Here is a 12,773-nt window from a genome sequence, read left to right as displayed (position 1 = left end):
ATCCCAGCGCCGGCACCCCCCGATAACGGGGGCAGTCAGGACGTTCCAGGGGCACTAGGGTCAGCACCATGCGTCTCCTGCGTCCCGCGCTGCTCGCCCTCCTCGCCCTCCTGCTCGTCCCGCTGACAGCCACGTCGGCGCAGGCGGCGGACGGCCGGATCACCGGCGTCGCCCTCGATCCCAGCGGCAAGCCGCTGCCGAACGTCGGGTGGGAGATCTACATTCGCGAGGGCGGCGAGTGGACGACGCTCCAGTTCGGACCGAAGCTCACCGACGCGCAGGGTCGCTTCTCGTGGCAGGTGCCCGTCGGCGGGCAGTACCGCGTCTGCTTCGCCGACACCTACTACGGCGAGGTGTCCTCGACGAAGTTCTGGCAGCCGGAGGTGCGCCACCGCGACACGTGCTGGCCCAACGCCACCTCGTTCGAGACCGCGCAGACCTGGACCTCCTCGACCGCGACGCCGTCCAAGACCTTCTCGGTCACGTTGCCCAGGCAGGGCCTGGGCATGGCGCCGGTGGACCCGTTCATCGTCGGCTCGTACCGCGTCGGCGAGCCGCTGACGATCGTCGGGCAGGAGGGCTGGCGCCCCACGGACGCCACCTTCAGCTACCAGTGGATCTCCCGGCGTGACGGTGCTCCCGCCGTGACGATCGCGGGAGCCACCTCCGCGAGCTTCACCCCGACGCCGGCCCAGGACGGAGCGTGGATCCACGCGAGGGTGACCTCCAGCCGCCCGGGCTACAAGCCCGCCACGCTCATCACGCCCACGACGAAGGTCGGCGGCACGCAGCACGTGCAGCCGACGTCGCCCCTCACGATCGCCGGCACGGCCACGCCCGGCGCCACGCTGACCGCGAGCTTCGGCAAGCCGGCCAGCACGTACAGCGAGATCTCCTGGTTCGTCGACGGCGTCCCCCAGCCGGCCTCCACCACGTACAACGGCGCCACCTCGCGCTTCACCGTGGCCGCGGCCCACGCCGGCGCGCGGATCGACGCCCGCCTGAAGATCTACCGGACCGACGCCCAGGGCAACTACGTCGACGGCAGCGACAGCTTCCAGCGCGCGCAGGTGCAGGTCGCGGGGAGCCGTCCGGTCCAGGCGCTGCGCGCGACCCCGGCGCCCGCCGGCGCGCCGACCGTCGGACGAGTCCTGGCCGCGCCGACCGGCCTGACCGCGGACCCCGCCGCGAAGGTGACCCATCAGTGGCTGCGCGGCTCGACGGCCATCACGGGCGCGACGGGCAGCCGTTACACGCTGCGCTCCGCCGACGTGAACCAGAAGGTCCGGGTGCGCACGACCGTCACCCGCCCGGGCTGGTGGAACCACTACGTCAGCACCTCGGGCGCCACGGTCGCCAAGCGTGCCCTCAAGGTTGGTGGCGTCAAGGTGATCGGCACCGCGAAGGCCGGCAAGCGGCTCAAGGCGCACACCGCCAAGTGGGGGCCGAAGCCCGTCAAGGTCCGCTACCGCTGGACGCGGAACGGCAAGCCGATCCGCGGCGCCGTGAAGTCGACCTACAAGGTCAAGAAGGCCGACCGCGGCAAGGTGATCAGGGTCCGCATCACCGTGTTCAAGTCGTCGTACCTGACGGTCGCCAAGACCAGCAAGGGGCGCAAGATCAAGCGCTGACCCTCACGGATCAGGACTGGCGCGGCGGCAGCGGCACGAAGACGGACGTCCGGGCCGCGTACGCGTCCCAGCCGGATCGGCCGCGCATGCGCCGTTCGGCGATCCGGACGCCCGAGACGACGGTGACGATCGCCGTCAGCACGATCGGCGCGGGCAGCGTCCACAGCAGGGGCGCCCACCCGCTCGCGGCACCGGCCACGAGCCACAGCCCCCACCAGGTCATCGCTTCGCCGAAGTAGTTCGGGTGCCGACTCCACGACCAGACGCCGGTGGACAGGACGGCCGCGCGCCGCTCCTTGGGCGTCGCACGGTACGCCGCGAGCTGACGGTCGGCGACGGCCTCGAAGGCCACCCCCGCCACCGCCACCACCGCACCGACGATCGCGACGACCGGCCACCGCACGGACAGCGAGGCCGACGCGAAGACCGGATAGCCCACCGCGAGCACGAGGACCGCCTGCAGTCCGTAGACCTTCGTCAGCAGCGCGACGAACGCCACCTCCCGCGCCGAGCCGCCCATGTACTCGAGGTACCGAGGGTCGTCCTCCTCCGCCGCGAAGGTTCGCCGGCCGAGGTGGGAGGCGAGCCGCCCGGCCCAGACCAGCACCAGCACGAGCGCCAGCACCGTGCGCCAGGCCTCCCCGAGATCGCCCACGAGGCCCACCGATGCCGCTGCCGCCATGCCCACGCCGAAGGCCACAGGCCAGGCGACGTCCACGATCGCGAACGTGTCCCTGACCCGCGACGCCACGGCTCCGGCCGCCATGACCAGGACGACCGCCGCGAACGCGACGACGACGGTCACCATGCTCGGGGGCCGTCGTCGAGACCGTGCGGCGCTCCCGGCCGCACCGCCAGGATCTGGTCGACTCCCATGCGGCCGTCCCGGAAGGCGGCGGCACCTCCGGCGAGGTAGAGCCGCCAGACGCGAACGACCTCATCGCCGACCAGCTCGGTCAGGCGGTCGACGTTGCGCTCGAAGTTCTCGATCCAGCCCGCGACGGTGCGCACGTAGTGCTCACGCAGGGCGTGGACGTCGCGCACCTCCAGCCCGGACTGCTCGAGCAGGTCGACCGTCTGGCCCACCGGCCGCATGTGCATGTCGGGAGCGATGAAGCTCTCGATGAACGGTCCACCACCCGGCCACCGTCCCGTGCGCGACATCTGCTGGATCAGCACGCGGCCGCCGGGGCGCACCCGGTCGCGCAGGACTCCGGCGAACACCGGGTAGTTCTCGGCGCCCACGTGCTCGCCCATCTCGACCGACGCGGCGGCGTCGTACTCCCCCGTGGCGTCGCGGTAGTCGCACAGCCGCACCTCCACGAGGTGCTCGAGACCCTCGCGGCGGACCCGTTCGGCGACGAAGTCGCGCTGCTCGGCGGCGATCGTGACCGCCACGACCTGCGCCCCGAAGTGCTTCGCGGCATGGATCGTGAGCGATCCCCAGCCACAGCCGACGTCGAGCAGACGGCTGCCCTCACCGAGCCCGAGCTTGCGGCAGATCAGCGAGAGCTTCGCCTCCTGCGCTTCCTGCAAGGTGGCGTCCTCGGAGGTGTAGTACCCGCAGGAGTACGCCATGGTCGGGTCGAGGATCTGCTCGTAGAACTCGTTCGACAGGTCGTAGTGGTGGGCGATCGCGGCCCGGTCACGGTCGCGCGAGTGCAGGCGGCCCTTGACGACCGCCTGCGACGCCGGCGGCGTCGGTCGTCGGCCGATCGCCCCGGCCCGGACGAGCAGCGGCAGGGCTCGCGCCATCGTCCTCGCCGTCCGTGTGGCGGGGACCGGTCCCACGCTCCGGCCCGCAGCCAGCAGGGTCGTCAGCGCAGCGTCGAGGTCTCCCTCGATCTCGGCCTCGCCGGACACGTAGGCCTGGGCGGCTCCGAGCTCGCCCGGACTCCACAGCAGGCGACGCAGCGCCGCCGGCGAGGTGATCCGCACGATCGGACCTCGCACCGGTCCGACGACCGACCCGTCCCAGAACTCCAGGCGCACGGGAATCTCGCCCACGACCGGTTCGAGCACGGCCGCGGTCTGCCCCGCCAGCCCGTCGATGTGCTGCCTTTGGCTCATCGGCCGCTCTCCTTCGTCCAGACGAGGTGGTGGTCGTCGAGGTAGCCCGAGTCGAAGCCCGCTCGGGAGTACTGCAGGTAGAAGTGCCACATCCGGCGGAAGGTGTCGTCGAAGCCGAGCGCCCTCACGTCGTCGGCCTTGGCCAGGAACGTCTCGTCCCACTGCCGCAGCGTCTCGGCGTAGTGGGCTCCGATGGCCTCGGTCGACGTGAGGCGCAGCGACGTCCCCGCGGTCGCCTCCTCGAGCGCCCGGGTCGACGGCAGGAACCCACCGGGGAAGATGTACCTCGTGACCCAGGTCTGGGTGTTGCGGGTCGCCTTCATCCGGTCGTGCGGCATCGTGATGGCCTGGATCGCCGCGCGGCCCCCGGGCTCGAGCACCCGGTCGATCGTCGCGAGGTAGGTGCTCCAGTGGCGCCAGCCGACGGCCTCGATCATCTCGATCGACACGACCGCGTCGTAGCGTCCCTCCACGTCGCGGTAGTCGCACAGGTCGACGTCGATCCGGTCCTGCAGACCAGCCTCGGCGATGCGCTCGCGGGCCAGCTGCTGCTGGGCCACCGACAGGGTGATGGTCCGGACCCGGGCGCCGCGGCGCGCGGCCCGCAGGGCCAGCGACCCCCAGCCCGATCCGATCTCCAGCAGGTGCGTGCCGTCGCCGACGTGTGCGAGGTCGAGCAGCCGGTCGAGCTTGCGCTCCTGGGCCTGCTCGAGGTCGCCACCGACCACCGGGGTGCCCGTGTCGGTCTCGTCGAACAGCGCGCTCGAATAGGTCATCGTCGGGTCCAGGAACGTCTCGAACAGCTCGTTCGACAGGTCGTAGTGGTGCCCGACGACGCGCTGGGTGTCCGCCTTGTCCCCCCGCTCGTCGCGCGGCGGCCGCGGCATGACGGCACTGCGCATCACCTGCAGCGGCCGCGGCACGAGGGTGCGGATCCCCGCAGCGAGCACGGTGAGGAATCCACCGAGGTCATCCGCGTCCCACGCCCCGGTCATGTAGGACTCGCCGAACCCCGTCGAGGGCTGGCTCCCCAATCGCCGGAAGAACTCGTCGGAGCGGTGGATCGTCATCCGGGGCCCGCCGGCGCCGAGGATGCGGCCGTCGAGCTCCACGGTCACGTCCAGCCGGTCCACGGCCGAGGTGAAGAGGCGGCGGGCCACGGCCACCCGCAGATCGGTCGTGCGCGTGCGTGGCGGGAGGACCAGTGTCGGCCAGTGAGAGGCCGCGAGAGTGGTGAGAGTCGTCATCGGACACCTTCCTGGTGGTGCATGGGGCGAGGTTGGATGGGCAGGCGCCGCATCCAGAGAACGAGGCCGTGTGCGGTGATCGCGAACCGGTCGACCATCCCGGCGGTGGCGGCTCGCCATCGGAGCCCGCCCGTCCGCCGGCCGTGGAGCGACGCCTGGAACGTCGCGCCGTCCGGGTGGTCGAGCTCGACGCTGACGTCGAGGACGTCGGTCGGCGGAGGCGCGGACACCCGGTAGGAGCCGGCCACGCCGTGGAACGGCGAGACGTACATCGCCTTGTCCACGCGGCGCTCGGTCTCCGTCCCACGGTCGAACAGGTACGCATGCCGGTCGCCATACGTGTTGTGCACCTCGACGACCGTGGCGAGGGGGGTGCCGTCGCGGCGCGTGCACCACCACACGCTGATCGGGTTGAAGCAGAATCCGAAGGCCCGCGGGTGAGCCATCAGCCGCACGCTCGCGTCGCCCAGCTCGATGCCGTGCCGGGCCAGGAACGCCGCCAGGTTCTGTCGCAACGTGGCCGTCGGGTCGCCGAGGTGGTCGCGCGCCTCGATCGTGCCCCCGGTCACCCGGCGCCAGAACGACTGCTGTTCCTGCCGCGCTCCCTGCTCGTCGATGTCGACGACCCACATCGAGGATCGCTGCTCGAACGTGCGGGTGAAGGGCTGGGTCCGGCGATGGCCGACCCGGGTACGGAAGACCTCGGGCGCGCGATCGGCCGGTGGGGCGGCCGCCGGAACGGCCAGGCCCAGACGCCTCACCGCGTCGGCGCCGGAGCGCGCGCCGTCCTCGTGGAATCCCCAGCCGTGGTAGGCGCCGGCGAACACGATGCGGTCCGTCTCGATCTCGGGCAGTCGCCGCTGGGCGGCGACGGTCTCGGCCGTGTAGAGCGGGTGCTCGTAGTCCATCCGCGCGATGACCGTGCCGGGATCGACGAGGTCCTCGCCTCCGAGGGTCACGAGGTATCGCGTGTCGGTGGGCAGCCGCTGCAGGACGGTCATGTCGTAGGTGACCGTCACTCGCCCCTCGGGGGAGCTCGGCAGCCTCAGGTTCCACGCCGCCCGAGCGCCGTCCGCGCGCGGCAGCAGCCGGTCGTCGGTGTGCAGCAGCGCCGGGTTGGGCGAGTAGGGCATCGCCGCGAGCACCTCCCGCTGAGCCGGCGTCGGCGCCGACAGCATCGTGAGCGCCTGACGGGGATGCGTCGCGATGACGACGCGATCGAATCGCTCCTCGCCCCCGTCCGCATCGCGCACGATCACGCCACCGGCGTCCTCCTCGACACCCGAGACCGCCGTCGAGAGCCGGATGTCCGGGAGCTCCTTGGCGATCCGGCGCACGTACTCGTGCGAGCCGCCCACGACGGTGCGCCACTGAGGACTGCCGAACACCGAGAGCATCCCGTGGTTCGCCAGGAACGCGAACAGGTGCCGGGCCGGGTACTGGCCGGCGATCTCGGGATCGCAGGACCACACCGCCGCCACGAGCGCACGGACGAAGCTCCGGCGCAGACGGCCGCTGAACCGGTGCTGGTCCAGGAACTCGTCGAGGGTGGGGTCACCGGCCTCCGACGGCATTGCGAGCAGTCGGCGGGCTGCTCGGTGGAAGCGCGGGATCTCGGCCAGCATCCGCCAGTGCCCGACGTCGAGCAGCCGGCGCGGCTCGGGGAACAGCCCGCGCCGTCCCTTGGCGCCCGCCCACTCGAGCCCGCTCGCCACGTCGTGCACCGACAGGGACATCTCCGACGGCTGCGTCTGCACCCCGAGCTCGTCGAACAGACGGCAGAGCACCGGATACGTGCGGCGGTTGTGGACGATGAAGCCCGTGTCGATCGCCAGCTCCTGCGTCCCGTCGTCGACGAGGTGCGTGTCCGCGTGACCGCCCAGGCGCTCGTCGGACTCGTACAGCACGACGTGTGCGCCTGTCTGGGTGGCGAACCAGGCCGCGCTCAGGCCGGAGATCCCGGACCCGATGACCGCAACCCGGCATGTCTCCGGTGCATCCATGTGAGCCATTCGGAGCCGCGGGCCCATCGGATGGGTCCGCGGACGAAAGGACACGCCGTGAGCCGGCCGCGGCGGCCACACCGTCTCCTGCGCGAGGGCGCGGGAGCGCGCTGCCTCGGGGTCGTCGCCGAACCTGCTTCAGGAGGGCGAGGGCGATCCCGCGAGGAGCTCTCGGCACTTCACGACGCAGGCACGGACGGCGCCGCGAAGAACGCCAGCTCGTGCTCGGCGGAGGCCCGGTAGGCGCGCCACATCGCCCGCCGCGTCGCCTCGTCGGCGTCGCTCGCGAGGCGCGTGGCGATCCTCGTCGCCTGCTCGGTGGCCGCCGCGAACGCGGGGTCGCCGTACGTCAGCAGCCACTCGCGGTAGGGATGCTCGTCGGTCGCGACGCGACGGAGGCGCTCCCCCAGGTCCGCGTAGATCCAGTAGCAGGGCAGCACGGCCGCGACGAGCACCCGGTAGTCGCCCCGCGCCGCCGTCGCCAGCAGGTGGTCGAGGTAGGCCGTGGTGGTCGGGCCCGGCTCCGGCGGCGTGATGCCGCCCAACCAGTCGGTGTGCAGGCTCAGCTCGGTCACGAGGGCGCCGTGGGCCCCCGCGGCCCAGAAGGCCTGCTCGTCGAGAGTCGGCGCGAGCCGGCTCGCCTCGGCGAGCACCCGGGCGTAGTCCCGCAGGTACAGCGCGTCCTGGGCGAGATACCAGCCGAACGCCTCCTCGGGCAGGGTCCCGTCCGACAGTCCGCGCACGAACTCGAGGTCGTCGATCGCGGTCCGGATGTCCGCCACGCCCTCCCACCACTCGCGCTCCACCTGCTCGGGCGCCGGACGGGTGGCGGTGCCACCGCGCGCCCACATCCCGGCGAAGTGGCTGATCGGGCCGTTGCCCCGTCCCACCTCGAGGGACGCTCCGTGGCGGATGCTCTCGGTCAGCCAGCGCTTCGCCTCGGCGGTCGCCGGCTCCCACGACCCGAGGCGGGCTCGGTGCGTGGCGACGGCCGAGGACAGCGAGCAGCCCGTCCCGTGCGTGTTGGTCGTCGCGATCCTCGCGCCGGGGAACTCCACGACCTCCCGGCCGTCGAGCCGGGCCCCGCCCACGTCGACGAGCGCGTCCGGCACGGCGTCGCCCTCGACGTGTCCGCCCTTCGCCAGGACGATGACGTCATGGGCCGCCGAGACCTCCCGTGCCTGCTCCAGCACGTCCGGCCACCGCGTCGCCGCGGCACGCCCGGCGAGGACCGCGAGCTCGGCCACGTTCGGGGTGATCAGGTCGGCCAGCGGCAGGAGGTCGCGCAGCGCCTGCTCGGCGTCGGCGTCGAGCAGCCGGTCGCCGCTCGTGGCGATCATGACCGGGTCGATCACGACGACTGGGGGACGCGTCCGGTGCAACCACGCCGCGACCGTCTCGATCACCTCGCGACCGGCGAGCATCCCGATCTTGACCGCGTCCAGAGTCACGTCGTCGCTGACCGCGTCCAGCTGCGCGGCGAGGAAGTCGGTCGGCGGCACGTGGACCGAGCGGACACCGCGCGTGTTCTGGGCCACCAGCGCCGTGACCACCGCCATGCCGTAGCCGCCCGCGGCGGCGATGCTCTTCAGGTCGGCCTGGATCCCCGCACCGCCCGTCGGATCGGTGCCCGCGATGGCGAGCACGCGCGGCACGCGGTTCCCGCCGCTCATGCCGCGCCTCCCCAGGCGGCGGCGAACTCCGTGGCGGCGCGGCGGGGATCCTCCGCCGCGCAGATGCCGGAGACGACGGCGGCTCCCGCCGCACCCGCGGCCCGCAGTGGGCCCAGGTCGGCGACGGTGATCCCGCCGATCGCGACGGCCGGAAGCTCCGTCGACCGGGCGAGCTCGGCGAAGCCCTCCACCCCCAGGGGCGGCGGCGCATCGGTCTTGGTGGCGGTCTGCCGGACCACCCCCACCCCGACGTAGTCGACGCGACCGGGATCGGCGGCCGCCGCGGACAGCTCGGCGAGGGTCGCCGCACTCACCCCGATCACCGCGTCGTCGCCGACCAGCTGCCGCACGAGCGACGGCGGCAGGTCGGACTGCCCGACGTGCACGCCCGTCACCCGGGCGCCGGCGGCGCGGGCGGCCAGGAACACGTCGACACGGTCGTTGACGATCAGCGCGACGTCGTCGGGCAGCACGTCCGACACGGCCAGGACCGTCGCGAGGAACCGCGCGGCCGGCACGTCCTTCTCGCGCACCTGCACGGTCGTCACTCCCCCGGCCACCGCCTCGGCAACGGTCTCGGCGAGGTCGCGTCCCCGCGAGGCGGCCAGCCCGGAGTCGGTCACCAGGTACACCGACAGGTCGGTCATGACAGCCGCGCCCGCGCCGCGAGGTCGGCCTCGCCGACGGAGTCCAGTGCGTCGATGAAGGCGGTGGCGAAGCTGCCGGGACCGGTGCTTCGCTCGGCCGCCAGCTCCGCGGCCACGGTGTACACGGTGACGGCGGCGACCGTGGCGGTGAACGGGTCCTCGGTCACTGCCGCGAACGCTGCCATCACCGCTCCGAGCGCACAGCCGCCACCGGTGACCCGCGTCAGAAGCACGTCGCCGTTGGCGATCCGCACGACCCGCTCCCCGTCGGTCACGGCGTCGACCGGTCCCGACACGGCGACGACGCCTCCGGTGGTGGAGGCGAGCGCGCGGGCCACCTCCACGGCGCCGTCCACGTCGTCGGTGGAGTCCACGCCGCGTCCGCCGGCACCCGCGCCGGCGACCGCGATGATCTCCGAGGCGTTGCCCCGGATCACCGTGGGGCTCAGGTCACGCAGGCGGTGGGCGAACGGGGTCCGGACCGGGAGGGATCCGACCGCCACGGGGTCGAGCACCCACGGCGTGCCGGCCCCCGCAGCCGCCGAGGCCGCCTCGAGCATGGCCTCGCGCTGCTCGCCGGCCGGCGTGCCGAGGTTGATCAGCACCCCGCCGGCGACTGTCGCGAACGGTCCGGCCTCCTCGGGCACGTCGACCATCGCGGGCGCGGCGCCCACGGAGAGCAGGGCGTTGGCGGTGAAGTTCACCACGACGCTGTTGGTGAGGCACTGCACGAGGGGCGCGTCCGCGCGCACCCGGGCCAGGGCCTCAGTGGTGGAGGTGAGCAGGTCTTCAGGCGTGCGCGACATCGCGACATCCCTTCGCTAGTGCGAACTAGATCAGGTTCGACGGGTGTGATCTCAGCCCCGGCGGGGCACCCCGTGTCTTGGCGCTCACAGGCTAGCGCCATCCCTCCGTCACCGGACCTGACGGTCCGGCGGTGGCTGTCGGCGGCTACCCCAGTGCCGCGACGAACTCCGCGGTGAAGCGATCCTGGAACGCATCGTGGTCGAGGCCCGGCGTGGGCACCTTGTTCGACGGCAGCGGCGACATGAAGTCGAAGTGGCCCACGCCCTCGTAGCGACGCAGGTCGAGCCCGGCGGGTGCCGGATGCAGCACCTCGGCCGACTCCGGGGGCGTCACGGTGTCCTCCGACCCGACGAACGCGGTGACCGGCGCGGCGACCTCGTCGAGGGTGTCGGGTCCGGCGAACCAGCCGGCCGCGGGCGCCAGCACGATGACGCGCGAGACGCGCGGCTCCGAGGGCACCTCGAACGCCTCGCCCCGGCGGTTCCGCGGCCTGGCTCCCGCGAGGCACAGCGCCGCACACCCGCCCAGGGAGTGCCCGGCCGCCACCACCGGCAGGTCCTCCCGCCCGATCTCGGCGAGCGGCGCACCCAGGGCGGACACGCGCTCGCGCACCACGTCGTCGGAGAAGATCTCCGTGAGGTGGTGGGCCGGGGCGGCCACGATGAAGCCCGCGTCGGCGGCGGCGCGCAGGAGCCGCTCGTAGCGGGACGGGTCGCCGCCCGCGCCGGGCGCGAAGAGCAGGATGCCGCGGGGATCGTCGGACGTCAGCAGGATCGGCGTCATGCCCACGACCCTAGGCCGATCCGCGAGGCGAGACACCCCAGCGCGCTGCCGCAGAAGGTGAGGCTACCCTTCGTATGTTGTTGCCTTCGACCCGCTCGGGAGTCTCCGGATGCCTCGTACGTCCCGCCCGCTGACCATCCATCCGATCGTCCTGCGCCAAGCCGAGGTGACCCGGGTGGTCGACGTCAGCCCGAACCTGCGTCGCCTCACGCTGGCCGGTCCCGACCTCGCCGAGGGCATCATGGGCGAGGGTTTCGCGCGGCCCGCGTTCTCCTCGACCGGGTTCGACGACCACGTGAAGATGGTCGTCCCGCCCGCCGACGGCGACCTCCCCCGGGCCGGCACCCAGGAGGAGCGGCGGTTCGCGTGGAATCCCGAGGTGCTCGAGTTCACCCGCGACTACACGGTCCGCGCCTGGGACCCCGCCGTCGGCACCTTCGACGTCGAGGTCGTCCGCCACGACCACGGCCTGGCCGCCGAGTGGGCCTTCCGCGCCACCCCGGGCGACGCCATCGCGTTCGCCGGCCCCAAGTCCTGCGCCGGGGTCAACCACGACGTCGACTGGCACCTGGTCGCCGGCGACGAGACCGCGCTTCCCGCGGTCGCACGCTGGCTCGAGGAGGCCCCCGAGGACGTCCGCGGCCACGCCATCGTGGAGGTGCCGAGCGAGGCCGACCGCCTCGACCTCCCCCGTCCCGCCGGCGTGACCCTCGAGTGGCTGGTCCGCGGCGAGGTCCCCGCCGGGCACAGCCGTCAGCTCGACGCCGCCGTGCGCCGGTTCACTCCCCCGTCCGGGCGCGGCTTCGCCTGGATCGCGGGAGAGGCGATGACGATCGCTCCCCTGCGGCGCTACCTGCGCAACGAGCTCGGGCTGCCGAAGGAGGACGTCGAGGTCGTCGGGTACTGGCGGCGGACCGCCTCGCCCGAGGAGACGGTCGTCCAGCCTCCCGAGCGCGACGACGCCGAGCGGCTCGTCCCGCCGACGCCGGCCTCGGAGGACACCGCCCGAGCCGTGCTCGAGCACGTCCACGAGATGACCGAGCTGGCTCCACCGATCGTCACGCGTGTCGCGGTGACCCTGGGGATCAACCCGGCCGTGGCCCGCGGGGCCGACACCGTCGCCGCGCTCGCCGACTCCACCGGGGTCGCCGCCGAGCGGCTCGCTCCCCTGCTGGACGCGATGACCGCCCTCGAGCTGCTCGAGCACGACGGGAAGGCCTACCGCAACACCGCACGGGGGGCCGTCCTCATGGAGGAGCACTCCATCGACGAGCTCGATCTCGCCGACCCGGCGAACCGCGATGCGCTCGCCCTGGTCGACCTGCTCGACGTGCTCCGCACGGGCCTGCCCTCGGCGCGCTCAGGAACTGCCACGTGGCGAGGCCGCCGTGCCGCCGATCCGGCGCTGCAGGCCGGCTACGACTCGCGGGCGGCCGACGAGCTGCAGTACGTGCTGCAGGCCCTCGCCGAGCTGGCCCCGGTGAAGGCAGCCGGCACCCTGGCGGTCTTCGGCGACGCCGCGGCGCTGGTCGCCTCCTCCGTCGCCGCCGGCCGCACCGTCCACCTCCCGGGCGAGGACGTCGCGGACTGGCCGGCCCACGACTGCGCCGTGGTGGTGGGCGCCCTCGAGGGCCGCACCGACGACGACGCCCTGCGCGTCCTGCGCTCCGCCCTGTCCTCCGGCACCACCGTCGTCCTGTCCGAGCGGGTCGCCGACGGCGCCGACGAGGACGACCACGTCGCCGAGCACGCGCTGACCAGCCTGGCGCTCAGCGGCCTGCCGATGCGGACCCGTGACGAGCTGACCGCCCTCCTGCGTCGCGCCGGCGCGAGCGAGGTCGAGCGCGAGGTGCTGGGCTGGGGCTTCGGCCAGCTGTCCCGCGTCCTCGTCGCGCAGGCCTGAGCGGAGCCC

10 protein-coding genes and 1 riboswitch are annotated in these 12,773 nt (G+C 73.1%); of the genes, 2 read left to right on the top strand and 8 right to left on the bottom strand.

What is annotated here, in order from left to right; translation table 11 throughout:
• The first annotated feature begins 68 nt into the window (after positions 1 to 68).
• Positions 69 to 1,631, top strand: a complete 1,563-nt coding sequence (locus B5D60_RS13565; protein ID WP_078700655.1) for a hypothetical protein — start codon at positions 69 to 71, stop codon at positions 1,629 to 1,631.
• Between the two features lie 10 nt (positions 1,632 to 1,641).
• Here the strand turns inward: B5D60_RS13565 and B5D60_RS13560 are convergent, their stop codons facing one another.
• The 8 genes from B5D60_RS13560 to B5D60_RS13525 form a co-directional block, all read right to left on the bottom strand.
• Positions 1,642 to 2,439: a DUF1295 domain-containing protein gene (locus tag B5D60_RS13560; RefSeq protein ID WP_078700654.1), complete on the bottom strand. Its 798-nt coding sequence runs from the start codon at positions 2,437 to 2,439 to the stop codon at positions 1,642 to 1,644.
• Positions 2,433 to 3,701 (bottom strand): SAM-dependent methyltransferase, encoded by a 1,269-nt coding sequence (locus B5D60_RS13555; protein WP_078700653.1) that lies wholly within the window; start codon positions 3,699 to 3,701, stop codon positions 2,433 to 2,435. Before B5D60_RS13555 ends, B5D60_RS13560 begins: the two co-directional genes overlap by 7 nt.
• Positions 3,698 to 4,948 (bottom strand): SAM-dependent methyltransferase, encoded by a 1,251-nt coding sequence (locus B5D60_RS13550; RefSeq protein ID WP_078700652.1) that lies wholly within the window; start codon positions 4,946 to 4,948, stop codon positions 3,698 to 3,700. Before B5D60_RS13550 ends, B5D60_RS13555 begins: the two co-directional genes overlap by 4 nt.
• Positions 4,945 to 6,951 carry an FAD-dependent oxidoreductase gene (locus B5D60_RS13545; RefSeq protein ID WP_231948769.1) on the bottom strand — a complete coding sequence of 669 codons (2,007 nt, stop codon included), beginning with the start codon at positions 6,949 to 6,951 and terminating at the stop codon, positions 4,945 to 4,947. The genes B5D60_RS13550 and B5D60_RS13545 overlap by 4 nt, the downstream gene beginning before the upstream one ends.
• Before the next feature lie 179 nt (positions 6,952 to 7,130).
• Positions 7,131 to 8,624, bottom strand: coding sequence for a bifunctional hydroxymethylpyrimidine kinase/phosphomethylpyrimidine kinase (locus B5D60_RS13540; protein ID WP_078700650.1), 1,494 nt, complete (start codon positions 8,622 to 8,624; stop codon positions 7,131 to 7,133).
• Positions 8,621 to 9,271: a thiamine phosphate synthase gene (thiE, locus tag B5D60_RS13535; protein ID WP_078700649.1), complete on the bottom strand. Its 651-nt coding sequence runs from the start codon at positions 9,269 to 9,271 to the stop codon at positions 8,621 to 8,623. The genes B5D60_RS13540 and thiE overlap by 4 nt, the downstream gene beginning before the upstream one ends.
• The gene (gene thiM, locus B5D60_RS13530) at positions 9,268 to 10,077 is read right to left on the bottom strand and encodes a hydroxyethylthiazole kinase (RefSeq protein WP_078700648.1); all 810 of its coding nucleotides are present in this window, start codon (positions 10,075 to 10,077) and stop codon (positions 9,268 to 9,270) included. The genes thiE and thiM overlap by 4 nt, the downstream gene beginning before the upstream one ends.
• A riboswitch (TPP riboswitch) is annotated at positions 10,068 to 10,160 on the bottom strand. It overlaps the preceding gene by 10 nt.
• Before the next feature lie 62 nt (positions 10,161 to 10,222).
• The gene (locus tag B5D60_RS13525; RefSeq protein WP_078700647.1) at positions 10,223 to 10,861 is read right to left on the bottom strand and encodes an alpha/beta hydrolase family protein; all 639 of its coding nucleotides are present in this window, start codon (positions 10,859 to 10,861) and stop codon (positions 10,223 to 10,225) included.
• Positions 10,862 to 10,970: 109 nt separating this feature from the next.
• Between B5D60_RS13525 and B5D60_RS13520 the strand changes: the two genes are divergently transcribed.
• Entirely contained in the window at positions 10,971 to 12,764 is a 1,794-nt protein-coding gene (locus tag B5D60_RS13520) for a siderophore-interacting protein (protein ID WP_078700646.1), read from the top strand.
• Positions 12,765 to 12,773 lie beyond the last annotated feature (9 nt).

The sequence above is a fragment of the Aeromicrobium choanae genome (genome assembly GCF_900167475.1).
Classification (GTDB): domain Bacteria; phylum Actinomycetota; class Actinomycetes; order Propionibacteriales; family Nocardioidaceae; genus Aeromicrobium; species Aeromicrobium choanae.
This window is presented reverse-complemented; position numbering and strand designations above follow the sequence as displayed.

Excerpts from the sequence above, each read along its gene's own strand:
- B5D60_RS13565 (WP_078700655.1), top strand. The coding sequence starts at position 69 with ATGCGTCTCCTGCGTCCCGCGCTGCTCGCCCTCCTCGCCCTCCTGCTC.
- B5D60_RS13560 (WP_078700654.1), bottom strand. The coding sequence starts at position 2,439 with ATGGTGACCGTCGTCGTCGCGTTCGCGGCGGTCGTCCTGGTCATGGCG.
- B5D60_RS13555 (WP_078700653.1), bottom strand. The coding sequence starts at position 3,701 with ATGAGCCAAAGGCAGCACATCGACGGGCTGGCGGGGCAGACCGCGGCC.
- B5D60_RS13550 (WP_078700652.1), bottom strand. The coding sequence starts at position 4,948 with ATGACGACTCTCACCACTCTCGCGGCCTCTCACTGGCCGACACTGGTC.
- B5D60_RS13545 (WP_231948769.1), bottom strand. The coding sequence starts at position 6,951 with ATGGATGCACCGGAGACATGCCGGGTTGCGGTCATCGGGTCCGGGATC.
- B5D60_RS13540 (WP_078700650.1), bottom strand. The coding sequence starts at position 8,624 with ATGAGCGGCGGGAACCGCGTGCCGCGCGTGCTCGCCATCGCGGGCACC.
- thiE (WP_078700649.1), bottom strand. The coding sequence starts at position 9,271 with ATGACCGACCTGTCGGTGTACCTGGTGACCGACTCCGGGCTGGCCGCC.
- thiM (WP_078700648.1), bottom strand. The coding sequence starts at position 10,077 with ATGTCGCGCACGCCTGAAGACCTGCTCACCTCCACCACTGAGGCCCTG.
- B5D60_RS13525 (WP_078700647.1), bottom strand. The coding sequence starts at position 10,861 with ATGACGCCGATCCTGCTGACGTCCGACGATCCCCGCGGCATCCTGCTC.
- B5D60_RS13520 (WP_078700646.1), top strand. The coding sequence starts at position 10,971 with ATGCCTCGTACGTCCCGCCCGCTGACCATCCATCCGATCGTCCTGCGC.